This window comes from Ruegeria intermedia, assembly GCF_900129345.1.
GTDB lineage: Bacteria > Pseudomonadota > Alphaproteobacteria > Rhodobacterales > Rhodobacteraceae > Ruegeria > Ruegeria intermedia.
Genome location: NZ_FQVK01000017.1, coordinates 24,245 through 37,120 on the forward strand (window position 1 = coordinate 24,245; position 12,876 = coordinate 37,120).

General features: G+C 63.6%; 17 protein-coding genes. 13 read left to right on the forward strand and 4 right to left on the reverse strand.

All coding sequences use genetic code 11. From position 1 onward, the window contains the following. Positions 1–22 precede the first annotated feature (22 nt). The 5 genes from napG to F3H26_RS12695 are packed head-to-tail and all read left to right on the forward strand — an operon-like array spanning position 23 to position 3,201. Positions 23–841 (forward strand): ferredoxin-type protein NapG, encoded by an 819-nt coding sequence (gene napG / locus F3H26_RS12675; protein WP_149776409.1) that lies wholly within the window; start codon positions 23–25, stop codon positions 839–841. Beyond that, positions 838–1,755, forward strand: a complete 918-nt coding sequence (napH, locus tag F3H26_RS12680) for a quinol dehydrogenase ferredoxin subunit NapH (RefSeq protein ID WP_188127762.1) — start codon at positions 838–840, stop codon at positions 1,753–1,755. Before napG ends, napH begins: the two co-directional genes overlap by 4 nt. 39 nt (positions 1,756–1,794) lie before the next feature. Then, a complete protein-coding gene (locus F3H26_RS12685) occupies positions 1,795–2,205 on the forward strand; it encodes a nitrate reductase cytochrome c-type subunit (RefSeq protein ID WP_149776476.1) in 411 nt (136 codons plus the stop codon). A gap of 30 nt (positions 2,206–2,235) precedes the next feature. Then, positions 2,236–2,931: a NapC/NirT family cytochrome c gene (locus F3H26_RS12690; RefSeq protein ID WP_149776410.1), complete on the forward strand. Its 696-nt coding sequence runs from the start codon at positions 2,236–2,238 to the stop codon at positions 2,929–2,931. 12 nt (positions 2,932–2,943) lie between these two features. Then, the gene (locus F3H26_RS12695; protein WP_149776411.1) at positions 2,944–3,201 is read left to right on the forward strand and encodes a hypothetical protein; all 258 of its coding nucleotides are present in this window, start codon (positions 2,944–2,946) and stop codon (positions 3,199–3,201) included. Between the two features lie 29 nt (positions 3,202–3,230). Here the strand turns inward: F3H26_RS12695 and F3H26_RS12700 are convergent, their stop codons facing one another. Further along, positions 3,231–3,701, reverse strand: coding sequence for a hypothetical protein (locus F3H26_RS12700; protein WP_149776412.1), 471 nt, complete (start codon positions 3,699–3,701; stop codon positions 3,231–3,233). A gap of 11 nt (positions 3,702–3,712) precedes the next feature. After that, complete coding sequence (locus tag F3H26_RS12705; protein ID WP_149776413.1) at positions 3,713–3,985, reverse strand: hypothetical protein; 273 nt, start codon at positions 3,983–3,985, stop codon at positions 3,713–3,715. A gap of 269 nt (positions 3,986–4,254) precedes the next feature. On the opposite strand from F3H26_RS12705, the gene F3H26_RS12710 reads away from it, so the two are divergent. The 3 genes from F3H26_RS12710 to F3H26_RS12720 all read left to right on the forward strand — a co-directional run bounded on the left by F3H26_RS12710 (position 4,255) and on the right by F3H26_RS12720 (position 6,258). Beyond that, entirely contained in the window at positions 4,255–4,731 is a 477-nt protein-coding gene (locus tag F3H26_RS12710; protein WP_149776414.1) for a hypothetical protein, read from the forward strand. Positions 4,732–4,962: 231 nt separating this feature from the next. Further along, complete coding sequence (rpsD, locus tag F3H26_RS12715; protein ID WP_149776415.1) at positions 4,963–5,583, forward strand: 30S ribosomal protein S4; 621 nt, start codon at positions 4,963–4,965, stop codon at positions 5,581–5,583. A 102-nt stretch (positions 5,584–5,685) separates the two neighbouring features. Next, positions 5,686–6,258 carry a TIGR00645 family protein gene (locus F3H26_RS12720; RefSeq protein WP_149776416.1) on the forward strand — a complete coding sequence of 191 codons (573 nt, stop codon included), beginning with the start codon at positions 5,686–5,688 and terminating at the stop codon, positions 6,256–6,258. A gap of 55 nt (positions 6,259–6,313) precedes the next feature. Here the strand turns inward: F3H26_RS12720 and F3H26_RS12725 are convergent, their stop codons facing one another. Continuing rightward, positions 6,314–6,775: an Lrp/AsnC family transcriptional regulator gene (locus tag F3H26_RS12725; protein ID WP_149776417.1), complete on the reverse strand. Its 462-nt coding sequence runs from the start codon at positions 6,773–6,775 to the stop codon at positions 6,314–6,316. A gap of 103 nt (positions 6,776–6,878) precedes the next feature. Here F3H26_RS12725 and F3H26_RS12730 point away from each other — a divergent pair, with 103 nt between their 5' ends. From F3H26_RS12730 to F3H26_RS12745, 4 genes are all read left to right on the forward strand, one after another. Beyond that, a complete protein-coding gene (locus tag F3H26_RS12730) occupies positions 6,879–8,294 on the forward strand; it encodes an aminotransferase class V-fold PLP-dependent enzyme (RefSeq protein WP_149776418.1) in 1,416 nt (471 codons plus the stop codon). Positions 8,295–8,358: 64 nt separating this feature from the next. Further along, positions 8,359–9,444 carry a histidinol-phosphate transaminase gene (gene hisC / locus F3H26_RS12735; RefSeq protein ID WP_149776419.1) on the forward strand — a complete coding sequence of 362 codons (1,086 nt, stop codon included), beginning with the start codon at positions 8,359–8,361 and terminating at the stop codon, positions 9,442–9,444. Next, the gene (locus tag F3H26_RS12740) at positions 9,441–10,361 is read left to right on the forward strand and encodes a prephenate/arogenate dehydrogenase family protein (protein ID WP_149776420.1); all 921 of its coding nucleotides are present in this window, start codon (positions 9,441–9,443) and stop codon (positions 10,359–10,361) included. The genes hisC and F3H26_RS12740 overlap by 4 nt, the downstream gene beginning before the upstream one ends. Next, positions 10,358–11,215, forward strand: a complete 858-nt coding sequence (locus tag F3H26_RS12745) for an extensin-like domain-containing protein (protein WP_149776421.1) — start codon at positions 10,358–10,360, stop codon at positions 11,213–11,215. Before F3H26_RS12740 ends, F3H26_RS12745 begins: the two co-directional genes overlap by 4 nt. On the opposite strand, the gene F3H26_RS12750 is transcribed toward F3H26_RS12745, so the two are convergent. Beyond that, positions 11,212–12,213: a DUF2125 domain-containing protein gene (locus F3H26_RS12750; RefSeq protein ID WP_149776422.1), complete on the reverse strand. Its 1,002-nt coding sequence runs from the start codon at positions 12,211–12,213 to the stop codon at positions 11,212–11,214. The genes F3H26_RS12745 and F3H26_RS12750 overlap by 4 nt on opposite strands. A 67-nt stretch (positions 12,214–12,280) precedes the next feature. On the opposite strand from F3H26_RS12750, the gene F3H26_RS12755 reads away from it, so the two are divergent. Next, positions 12,281–12,811 (forward strand): gamma-glutamylcyclotransferase, encoded by a 531-nt coding sequence (locus F3H26_RS12755; RefSeq protein WP_149776423.1) that lies wholly within the window; start codon positions 12,281–12,283, stop codon positions 12,809–12,811. The last annotated feature ends 65 nt before the right edge of the window (positions 12,812–12,876 follow it).

A 12,876-nucleotide genomic window follows, 5' to 3' on the forward strand; every position in this document is an offset into this window, starting at 1 on the left:
GGGGTCGCAAAGGTCGCGTGTGATGTCTCTGGTCGGCAAACCTCTCTCGCCGCAACGGCGCCGGTTCCTGCAGGACTCGGCGCGCGCGGCGGGCGGCTGTCTGGTCGCCGGGTCGTTGCTGGCCTATCTGGGCCGCGACGCCCGCGCCCTGCCGGCCGAGGCCCTGCGGCCGCCGGGGGCGGTGCCCGAGGATGACTTTCTGGGCGCCTGCATCCGCTGCGGGCTGTGTGTCCGCGACTGTCCCTATGACACGCTGAAGCTGGCCGAACTGGGCGTGGACGCGGTGGCGACCGGCACGCCGTATTTCATCGCCCGCGACGTGCCTTGCGAAATGTGCGAAGACATCCCCTGTGTTGCGGCCTGCCCGACCGGGGCGCTGGACAAGGGGTTGCAGGACATTGACGACGCCAGGATGGGTGTTGCGGTTCTGGTCGATCAGGAGAACTGCCTGAACTTCTTGGGGCTGCGCTGCGACGTGTGCTATCGCGTCTGCCCCGTCATCGACGAGGCGATCACGCTGGAACTGTCGCACAACGACCGGTCCGGCCACCACGCGATCTTTGCGCCGACGGTTCATGCCGACCGTTGCACCGGCTGCGGCGTCTGCGAGAAAAGCTGCGTTCTGCCCGAGGCGGCGATCAAGGTTTTGCCCGCCCGCCTGGCGCGCGGCAATTCGGCCGAGCATTACCGCAAGGGATGGGAAGAAAAGGCCGAGAAGGGCGGGCCGCTGGTCGAAGGCATCATCGACCTGCCGGATCGCCTGCCCGGACCGGGCGCGGACAACCTTGCCACGCCGGGCGGGTACGAACCGGGCTACAACCTTCCGGGGGCAGGCCAATGACGGCGCGAACGCATATGCCCGTCGGGCACGAGGCCCGCGAGGTCAAGGGATGGGTCGGCGCCCATCGGTTCCTGCTGCTGCGGCGGTTCAGTCAGGTGTTCTTTCTGGCTCTGTTCCTGCTGGGGCCGTGGTTCGGCATCTGGATCGTGAAGGGCACGCTGGCCGGATCGCTGACGCTGGACGTGCTGCCTCTGACCGATCCGTTCATCCTGCTGCAGGGGCTGGTGGCCGGCCACTGGCCGGAAATGACCGCGCTGATCGGTGGGCTGATCGTTCTGGTGGCCTATGCGCTGATCGGAGGGCGGGTCTATTGCTCGTGGGTGTGCCCGATCAACCCGGTCACGGACGCGGCGCATTGGCTGCACCGTCGGCTGGACCTGCCCAAAGGCTGGCAGCCCAAACGCAGCACCCGATTGTGGATATTGGCGACCGTTTTGATCGTGTCGGCCCTGACCGGCGTGATTGCATGGGAACTGGTGAACCCCATCACCATGCTGCACCGCGGGCTGGTCTTTGGCATGGGGTTTGTCTGGGCGATGGTCGTGGCGATCTTTGTCTTTGACCTGTTCGTGGCCCGGCATGGATGGTGCGGCCATATCTGCCCGGTCGGGGCCTTCTACGGCCTGATCGGCGCCAAAAGCCTGCTGCGGGTCAGCGCCACCAACCGCGCCGCCTGTGACGACTGCATGGATTGCTATGCGGTCTGCCCGGAAAACCAGGTGATCTCGCCCGCACTGAAGGGCAAGCCGGGATCCAGCCCGCTGATTCTGTCGCCCGATTGCACCACATGCGGCCGCTGCATCGACGTGTGCTCGGTCGATGTCTTCAAACTTACCCACCGGTTCGATGACGCCGTCGTCGCGCCACCCGATCCAGCCGCCGCGCCCCAGACGCGCGCCGCCAGACCTGTATAAGGGAGTGCCAAGATGAGAAAATCGATAGCGACAGGCGCAATGGCCCTGATCCCAGTGCTTCTTGCAAGCGGGCTTGCCTTTGCGCAATCCGCCCAGGTGTCAACCTTGCGCGGTGCGGATGTGGATGAGCCCGTCATCCTGGACGAGGTCCACCGCAACGTCGAAGGGCGCATGCAGCGCAACTATCGCCAGCAGCCGCCGTTGATCCCGCACAAGATCGACCAGTATCAGATCGACATCCGCACCAATCAGTGCCTGTCCTGTCACGACTGGACCAAGGCCGGTGAGCGCAACGCGCCGACCCTGTCGATGACCCACTATCTGGACCGCGAAGGCAACGAGCTCGATCAGATCGCGGGCACCCGGTATTTCTGCAACCAGTGCCATGTGCCGCAGGCGGATGCGCCGGCCCTGGTCGACAACCTGTTCCAGCCCTCGGCCGGAAACTGATCCAGCTTTGGACCGAAAGGAGCACCCGAAATGGCAGACTCTCCTGAAAAGCGCGGCTTGATCGGCCGCATCTGGGCGTGGATCTGGGCACCGGCCGCCGCGTTCAGCGCAGGCTTTCTGGTTCTGGCGGGCTTTCTGGCCGGCATCCTGTTCTGGGGCGGGTTCCACTGGACGCTCGAGATGACGAATACCGAGGAATTCTGCGTCTCGTGCCACACGATGGAAACCAACCTTGGCGAATACCGCGAAACGATCCACTACAACAACCATTCCGGCGTACGGGCCATCTGTTCGGATTGCCACGTGCCCAAGGAATGGAGCTTCAAGATCGAAGCCAAGATCATGGCGGTCAAGGACGTCTATCACGAGTTGATGGGTACCATCAGCACACCCGAAAAATACGAGGATCACCGCCTGCAGATGGCCTCGGCCGTGTGGAAAAAGATGAAGGCCTCGGACAGCCGCGAATGCCGCAACTGTCACAATTTCGAGTACATGGACTTCACCATCCAGGAAACGCGCGCCGCCAACGAGCACCAGCGCGCGATCGACGAAAACATGACCTGCATCGACTGCCACCAGGGCATCGCGCACAGCCTGCCGCCGGGGTACCTGGAAGAGTATCAGAAGGTGGTCGCGTCGCTGGAACCGGTGACCGGCACCGAGGTGGCGCAAGACAGCGGTGCGGCCGAGATCCGGTCCTTCCTGAACAGCAGAACCGACTAGGAGTGGAACGCCATGCTTGAGATTTTGGGGACGATCGGCGGCAACATCCTGAGCCTGCCCGGCATTCTGGGCCTTGCGCTGGGCATGATGACGCGCAAGCTGTGGCTGGGTGCGATGCTGGGCGCGGCTGTGGGCTTGCTGGAAACCCTGGCCTTTGCTCACTGGCAATTCGGCAACGTCGAAACGTTGGAGCTGTCGATCGGTATTCTGGTCGGCGTGTTGGCGGGCACCGTCGGCAGCGCCATCCGGATCAAGGGCGCCACGGTCTGAGGTTCGGGGCGCGGAGCGGGGACCAGATCTCAGTCCCTGCGCTTCTTGAGGTGCCGGATGACCGCGTTGGCAATCAATCCGGCCAGCCCCGGCGTCAGGGCGCCAAGCGGGTCGCGTGAAACGGCCTTGAGGCCCTGCACCGTGTCACGGGCTTCGGCCAGCGTGTCCTCCAACTCGGCCTCGATATCCGCGATCGCCATGTCGCGCAGCTCGGCCACCGGCGCGGTGTCGGTTTCGGCGCTGATCGAATTGGCAACGGCCAGAAAAACCAGCGCCACACCAAGATTGACCAGCCCCACGACCAGAGCGGCCATCGGTTGCGACATGGCGGTCGTCAGGGCAAGATAGCCCGCGATGTTCAGCATCACGACGGCCAGCGCCGCCGCCAGCCCCGCAGCCGCGAAAAAACCCGTCCGTTTGGCCAGAACCGTCAGGTTGCGCTGGGCAATCAGGCGTTCGGTGCGCAGAATGATGGATATGTTTCGTGAAATGCGGCTCATCTGTCACCCTCCTAGCGCGCGCGGCCCATCATGTAGCCCAGGGCAAACACCCCCAGGGCGAACAGGATCGCCTTCTTGTGAGGCAGCGAATCCAGTTCGGTCAGGACGTCATCAAGCTCGCCGGCCCATTCGTCCAACGTTTCCGACAGCTTCTCGGAAAGGTCGCTGGTGGTGTCCATCGTGTCGGCCTCTGGCGCGGCTTGGGCGGGCGCTTGCTCCGAGCGTTCTTCGAGCTGGCGTTTCAATTCGGTGACCTGCTTTTCAAGCTCGGCCTTGGTGACCATGGGGCTTCCTCTCTGCTGTCCGGGCGGCGCGTCGCCACGTCGGTGACAGTTATGACGGCGCGACAGTTCCATGTCGAGACATCGGCCCGGCGGCGTGCCCGGACCCAGGAAATCCGGCTTCCGCAGCAGGAAGTATCAATTTGATTTGACAGAGGTGCAACATTTTTTTGAAGGCTACATTTCCGTCTTTTTTCTGCCCGATTCTTCCTTGATAGAGGTCCCCGCGTAAAGGGTTAAAGGGTGATGCGGTGAAAGGTTCGGGCAGGCAGATGAACGCCGGGTATGACAATCGCGCAGCGGTTTTTTGGTCTCAGACGGAAATCGACGGTTTGGAGGCGGCACCTTTGGCCGATTTGACGGTCGGGTCCGTCTGGTCTTTGCTGGGTCGGGTCACCTATCTGCGCGACGCCTACCGCGTGATGTCGTCGCAAGCCGTGGCATCAGCCAGCAGGGCGTCGCAGTCACGGTCAGCTTCGCAGTTGGCCGGGCTTGAACCGTCTTCGTCGATTGCCAGGGTCGTGCTGACGAATGGCGCGCAGAGTTTCGAGGCGGAGTTGGCGCTTGTCGATGGCGCAGAAAAACCTGTGCTGTTCTTCGACAATGGGTGCCCCGCCCCCGGTCAGGAATTTTGGGTCAGCGAGATGAACGCGGTCACCCAGACCGGTGCGAACGGTACATCCCGGGCGAACGTGCTTGTCTTTCCGTCGCAGGTCGCAGAGGTTTCGGGGCGGGTTCCCGCAAACTAGGCCGTAGCCTGCGACGCGGAATGTCCTGGTCCGCCGGGATCGGCCGCCGAGAACCTTTCGAACGGATTTGTCGTCCATGTGTGTTGACTCTGCGGCTTCGGCGGATATAAGCGCGGCTTCATTGGTGTTGGTGGCCCCCGCAAGGGGATGCCTGTCATGGGGGAAACCCCAAGAGGACAACGCCCTTCATAGTGGCCCCGCGGGGCCTCGACCTGACGAAGGAGATCAGCCGTGACCAAACGCACGTCTGCCAAGTACAAAATCGACCGCCGGATGGGCGAAAACATCTGGGGTCGTCCGAAATCCCCGGTCAACCGCCGCGAATACGGCCCCGGCCAGCATGGCCAGCGCCGCAAGGGCAAGCTGTCGGACTTCGGTCTGCAGCTGCGCGCCAAGCAGAAGCTGAAAGGCTACTACGGCGACCTGACCGAAAAGCAGTTCCGCCGCATTTACGCCGAAGCCGAGCGTGTGAAGGGCGATACCGGTGAAAACCTGATCGGCCTGCTCGAGCGCCGCCTGGACGCCGTCGTCTATCGCGCCAAGTTCGTGCCGACCGTGTTTGCCGCACGTCAGTTCGTGAACCACGGCCACGTCAAGGTGAACGGCAAGCGGGTGAACATCCCCAGCTACCGCGTCAAGGAAGGGGACGTGATCGAGGTCCGCGACAAGTCCAAGCAACTGGCCGTCGTTCTGGAAGCGGTTGCCCTGGCCGAGCGTGACGTGCCGGATTACCTGGACGTCGACCACTCGAAAATGACTGCGACCTTCGTGCGCACCCCGTCGCTGAGCGACGTGCCGTACCCGGTCATGATGGAACCGAACCTGGTCGTCGAATTCTACGCCAAGAACTAAGGCGGCGGCATTCGCGAATTTTGAGGCCGTACGCCACAAGGCGTGCGGTCTTTTCACTTGTTGCGCCCGCGCCCGTTTCAGCGGTCAAAGAAAGGGAACCCAATGCCTGCCAAGCTCCGCATCGAGCATGTCCTCGAACGTACCATCTTTGCGCTGCGCTGGCTGATGGCGCCGGTCTATCTGGGCCTGGGCCTGACCATCGGTCTGTTGATGGTCGTGTTCCTGCGCGAGCTTGTCCACTATCTGCCGCAGGCCATGGAGATGAGCGCCGAAACCGCGATCCTGACGGCTCTGACGTTGATCGACCTGTGTCTGGTGGGCAACCTGATGGTCATCGTGCTGATGTCGGGCTACGAGAACTTCGTGTCGAAATTCGATCTGGACAGCGTTGCCGACCGGCCGGCCTGGTTGGACAAGATCGATTTTTCAGGCTTGAAGATCAAGCTTTTGGGCTCGATCGTGGCGATTTCGGCGATCCATCTTCTGAAGCTGTTCATGGAGATCAGCAAGGAAAAGGACACGCCCGTCGATGCCGAACAGATCCGGTGGTTGTTGGCGATACATGCGGTGCTGGTCGTCTCGGGCCTGCTGCTGGCGGGCATGGATTGGCTGAAGGAGCGGGCCGTCCCGGCCCATCACGGCGCAATCACGAAAAGCGGGGCGTCGGATCATTGACACCCCGCGCGGGCCGCCGGGGTCGTGTGTCGGCCCGGCCTCGGCCACGCAGTGCCTACAGAGGCAGCGGTCGCCCTTCGGCAATTGCCTCCATCGCGAAATATGAGGTCACGCTGTCCAGTTCGACCTTCTCGATCAGGCGCTGGTAAACCTTGTCATAGCTCGTCATGTCCTGCGTCACGACCTTCAGCTGATAGTCATAGTCGCCGCCGATCCGGTGGAAATCGACAACCTCGGGAATGGTCAGGACGTGGCTGCGAAAGGCCTGCAGCCACTCGGCCGAGTGGTGGCGGGTGCGCAGCATCACAAAGACCACCAGGTTCAGCCCCAGTTTCTCGCGCGCGATCCGGGCTGTCGAGCCCCTGAGCACACCCGCGTCGTTCAGCGCCTTCAACCGCCGCCAGCATGCGTTCTGCGACAGGCCGACTCGTTCGGCCAGTTCCCGCTGGGACAGGGTCGCGTCCTTTTGCAGTTCGCGAAGAAGGTGCCTGTCAATTTGATCTATTTTTTCGAACATATCGGATCATACGACCCAAGATCGTAACAAATCAAGCGAAGAAAGGTGAGGATTGTTCACGGCAAGGCGATCATGCTCAGAGAAGCAATATGGAGCCAATGACATGACCCTGTCCCATTTTCGTGCAGAAATCCAAGCCGCCACTCACAATTCGACCCTGCGCGACGGGCTGATCGGAGAGAACGTTCTGATCCCGGGTCTGCATGGGGACGTGCCGCTTGTGTACGCGGACTACGTTGCCTCGGGCCGCGCATTGCGGCAGGTCGAGGATTTCGTGGCCCGGCATGTGTTGCCATTCTATGCGAACAGCCACACCGAAGCCTCCTATTGCGGTTCCTACATGACGCGACTGCGCCGCGAGGCGCGCGCGGAAATAGCCCGCATCGTTGGCGCGAGGGGAGATGACGCGGTGATCTTCACCGGGTCCGGTGCCACTGCGGGGCTCAACCGGCTGGTCAGTCTGATGGGAGTGCAAGAGGCTGACCGGCCGGTTGTCTTGATCGGTCCGTACGAGCACCATTCGAACATCCTGCCCTGGCGCGAGAGCAAGGCGCAGGTCATCGAGATCCCCGAAGGCCCCGAGGGCGGGCCGGACATGGCGGTGCTGGAACAGACGCTGATCGAGCATTCGGATTCGGATCTGGTGATCGGGTCATTCTCGGCGGCGTCGAATGTCACGGGCGTGATCACCGACCCCGATCCGGTGACGCGGCTGCTGAAACGGCATGGGGCGCGCGCGGTCTGGGATTATGCCGGGGGCGGGCCCTACCTGCTGATGGATATGGGGCCGGACGATGCGCGCAAGGATGCCATCGTCGTGTCTCCGCACAAGTTTCCGGGCGGGCCGGGGGCCTCGGGCGTTCTGATCGTGAACCGGGGCGCCGTGCGCCGCACCTGTCCCAGCTGGCCGGGCGGGGGCACGGTCAGCTTCGTTTCGCCCTGGCGCCACGATTACAGCACCGATCTGGCCACCCGCGAAGAGGCCGGAACCCCGAACGTGATCGGCGACATCCGCGCGGCCCTGGCCTTCATCGTCAAGGATGCCGTGGGCACCGACGAGATCGCCCGGCGCGAGGCGCTGTACAACCGCATGGCGTTGGATGGGTGGCGGGACAACCCGAACCTGACCCTGCTGGGCGTGGATCACCCGCACCGCCTGCCGATCTTTTCGTTTCTGGTGCGCGACACCACCGGGCAGCCGGTGCACCAACAGCTGTTCACCCGGATGCTCAGCGACATCTACGGCATTCAGGCGCGCGGCGGGTGTGCCTGCGCCGGCCCCTATGCGCATCGGCTGCTGGGCATCGACAAGGCGGCCTCGGAGGCGCTGCACGTAGCGTTGTCGGCCGGGGAAGAGATGAAGAAACCGGGTTGGGTGCGGCTGAATTTCTCGTACATGATGACCGAGGACACGGTTCAGTTCATCATCGACAGCGTCAATGACCTGTCGCGCCGCACGCAGGAATACGCCCCGTTCTACGCCGTCGATCCGGCAACCGCCCGCTTCAAGGCGGCGTGACGGAATTGCCGCTTTTCCCAAGGCCTTGAGACCTGTATGAGGGGCGCAACCAACGGAGCCCCTCATGAACAAGATCACCCCGCAACCCGGCATCATGGATATCGCGCTGTATCAGGGCGGCCAGTCGCATGTCGAGGGCGTGGAAAACGTCATCAAGCTGAGTTCCAACGAAAACCCCTTTGGCCCCAGCCCCAAGGCGATCGAAGCCGTGCGCGACAGTGCCACGATGCTGCATCGCTATCCGGTGACCGATCACTACAACCTGCGCGCGGCGATCGGCGAGCGGCACGGGCTGGACCCCGACCGGATCATCTGCGGCGTCGGCAGCGACGAGGTGCTGCAATTCGTGGCCCAGGCCTATGCCGGGCCGGGGGACGAGGTGATCCATACCGAGCACGGCTTCTCGATGTACCCGATCATCGCCCGCATGGCCGGCGCGACCCCGGTCGAGGTGCCCGAGCGCGACCGCAAGGTCGATGTCGATGCGATCCTGGCCGCGGTGACCGACCGCACCCGGATCGTGTTCGTGACTAACCCGGGCAATCCGACCTCGACCATGATTTCGGACGCCGAGCTGACGCGCCTGGCCGAGGGCCTGCCGCAGACCTGCCTGATGGTTCTGGACGGCGCCTATGCGGAATTCGTGCCGGGCTTTGACGGCGGTGCCGGTCTGGTGGACCGGTTCGACAACGTGATCATGACCCGGACCTTCTCGAAGATCTACGGGCTGGGCGGGATGCGGGTCGGCTGGGGCTATGCGCATCGCGAAATCATCGACGTGCTGAACCGCGTGCGCCAGCCCTTCAACCTGTCGCTGACGGCCATCGCCGCGGCCGAGGCCGCCGTGGCCGATGTGGAATATGTCGAGTTCTGCCGGGCCGAAAACGCCCGTTTGCGCGAATGGCTGTCGGCCGAACTGGCCAGGATCGGCGTTCCGTCCGATCCGTCCTGCACCAATTTCATCCTCGCGCGGTTCGCGGATCAGGCCGAGGCAGAGGCCTGCGACGCCTATCTGCAATCGAAAGGTTTGATCGTGCGCCGGGTTGCGGGCTACAAGCTGCCCAACGCGCTGCGGATCACTGTGGGCGACGAAAAGGCCTGTCGCCGCGTGGTTGCGGCCATCACCGCGTTCAAGGGGGGCGCCGCATGAGCCAGATCTATGACCGCGTGGCGCTGATCGGGTTGGGTCTGATCGCTTCGTCGATGTACTGGGCGATCAAGCGTGCCGGGCTGGCGGGCGAGGTGACCGGCTATGCCCGGTCCGAGGCCACCCGCGACACCGCGCGGCGCATCGGTCTGTGCGACCGGGTCTGCGACACCGCGCAAGAGGCGGTGGAAGGTGCCGATCTGGTCGTGCTCTGCGTGCCGGTGGGCGCAATGGGCCCCGTCGCCAAGGACATCGCGCCGGTGCTCAAGCCCGGCGCGACCGTTTCGGATGTCGGCTCGGTCAAGCGGCATGTCATTCAGGATGTCGGCCCGCATATTCCCGAAGGCGTGCATTTCGTGCCCGCCCACCCGCTGGCCGGGACCGAGCATTCCGGCCCCGAGTCCGGCTTTGCCGAACTGTTCGACAACCGCTGGTGTCTGCTGGTTCCGGTCGAAGGGTCTGACCCCGCGGCCATCGCCCGCCTGCGCGCCTTGTGGGAGGGGATGGGATCGAACGTCGACGAGATGGATGCCGATCACCACGATCTGGTTCTGGCCGTCACCAGCCACGCGCCGCACCTGATCGCCTATACGATGGTGGGCGTGGCCGACGACCTGCGGCGCGTCACCGACTCCGAGGTCATCAAGTACTCGGCCGCCGGTTTCCGTGATTTCACCCGGATCGCGGCCTCGGACCCGACCATGTGGCGCGACGTGTTTCTGACCAACAAGGACGCGACGCTGGAAATCCTCGGCCGTTTCACCGAAGAGCTTTTCGCCCTGCAACGCGCGATCCGCACGGGCGATGGTCAGCACCTGTTCGACTATTTCACTCGCACAAGGGCGATCCGGCGCGGCATCATCGACGCGGGTCAGGACACCGATGCCCCCGATTTCGGGCGCGTAAAGGCCAAGTCATGAAACTGATCAAAGGCAAAGCCCTGTCCATGGTTGCGGTGGTTTGGGCTGGCGCGGCCCTTGCTGCCGCCCCCGACACATCATTGGTCCCGGTTGCGCGGCCATCCCCGGCGGCAGAGCCGGTGCGGGTCGCTTATGTCTCGGCAAGTCCGGCGACGTCGATTGCCGTGCCGGCGAATATGCGACCCGTGGTGCGACCCGTATCCCCTCAGGTTCTGGCCGTTGCAGCGCGCCCGGCCGACCTTCCGCTGCTTGGACCGGATAGGTCGCTGAAACCCTACCTGCGGCCCGAGACACTGGAACAGGAAATTCTTTTCAGGAAACGCAAACTGCGCAAGGGATCGGTGTGCGGTGACATCGCCATCCAGGGAAAACCGGTCGGAACGGTTCCGGGCAAGATCAAGGCCTGCGGGATCAAGGAGGCGGTCCAGATCACCTCGGTGTCCGGCGTGGCGCTCAGCCGGCCTTCGACGATGGATTGCGGAACGGCCATCGCGTTGAACAAATGGGTCGACAAGACCGTAAAGCCAACCTTCAAACGGCGCGGGCCGGTGGTCGAACTGCAGGTCGCAGCCCACTATGCCTGCCGGACGCGGAACAACCGCAAGGGCGCGCGGATATCGGAACATGGCAAGGGGCGGGCCATTGATATCTCGGGGTTCAAAATGGCCGATGGCGAGGTGGTGACGGTTCTGGACGGTTGGCGCAAGAACCCGTCGAAAAAGCAGCTGACCAGGATCTGGCGCGGGGCGTGCGGGCCGTTCGGTACGGTTCTGGGGCCGAATTCCGATCGCTATCACCGGGATCATTTCCATCTGGATACCGCCCGTTACCGCAGCGGCCCCTACTGCCGCTAGCGCAGGATCAGGCGCGGAGCGGGCCCCAAAGGCAACGGACCCAGCGCCACGAACCCGTCGCGGAAATTCAGCTGCAGGTCCAGCGCATTGGGATTGCCCCCCAATCCCGCCAGCAGCTTCAGTGCCCGCGTGACCGGATCAACGGCTTGATCGGGCAGGGCACCGGCAGCATTGGCCATGGCGATCATGTCGCGCCAGTTCTCGGCCTTGATCGCCACGTCACCGACTGGGATACCCTGTTCATCAACCTCCAACGCGCCGGTTGCCAGCAGGCGCAGTTCGCCACATTGCACCTCGGCAAGGTGCAGGTCGATCAGCCGGGGTTGCGGACGGCGTTCTTCCAGCGCGGAACGATCCCAGGTTTTGTCGAAGGTTACGTTCATGTCCAGTTTCAGCGTCTCGAACGCCTGCGGCAGGGACGTGGCCGAGCGCATGAGTGCGCGCAGATCGTCCCCGGGCGAGAACGCATCCGAATTGATCTTGACGGCATAGGTTTCGGGTGTTTCGACCTGTTCCATCATCAGATGCAGCGATCCGGCGGCCGCGGACTCGGTTCCGTCGCGCATGACCGACCATGGACCCGCCGACAGGGCCATCCGTTCCAACTCCAGCGCCACGCCCGGCCGAAGGTGAAGTTCGGCCTGCAGGTCCCGGGCCTGAATGGTCGCCGTCTGGTCGAAATACGACAGTCTCTGCGGCGTGTCGGCAAAGCGCAACACTTGCCGTCCGGGCCAGATGGCGGGGCTTTGAAACTCGATCCAGTCGGCGCTCCAGGCCGTGCCGGTCGCCGGATCCGCCAGCGCCGGGCTGTCCAGCCGGGTGCGGTGATGCAGAGGATAGCCCGAGGTGTGGACCTGCGCGAAATCCGCCAGCCAGCCCCGGGCCTGCTGATGGTCGAACCATCCGGTGATCGCGCTGCGCAACCCGTACCCGGCGATGGCCCAATACGCGCTCCAGACGACCGCAAGAAAAATCAGAACTCGTATCAGTCGGCGCATGGGGAATGGCCCTTTTTCCTGCCTCGGAATTGATGTTTATAGACCCAAACGGGCAAGGACCAGAACTATGACGATGTGGGTTTTCGGATACGGGTCGCTTTTGTGGAATCCGGGCTTTCCCGTGGCGCGGCGCGAACACGCGACGCTGCATGGCTATGCCCGGTCGTTCTGCATGCGGTCGATCCACCACCGGGGAACCGAAGAAAACCCCGGGCTGGTCCTGGCGCTGGACGAACATCCCGGCGCGCACTGCAAGGGCCTGGCGCTGGCGGTCGAGCCGGGACACGAGGCGCGCACCCTGGACGAGCTGCGCGAGCGGGAGTTGATCTCGTCGGCCTATGTGGAAAAGATGCTGGACGTACAGTTGGAAGCCGGAGGAACCGTGAAAGCGGTGACCTATGTGATCGACCCCGACCATGTGCAGTATTGCGGCGGTCTGCCGCTGGAAGAGCAGGCGCAGATCATCGCCGAGGCGGTCGGCGGGCGCGGCCCCAACACCGAATATCTGTACAACACCGCCGCGCATCTGGCCGAGATCGGCCTGCACGACCCCGAGCTTGAGTGGTTGTCGCGACGTGTGCGCAGCCTGACCGCATAAAGCCTTGGCGTCGCCGGTGGAAATTCTGTAGATTCCCGGCAAAGCAGGCAAAAACCGGGAACAAC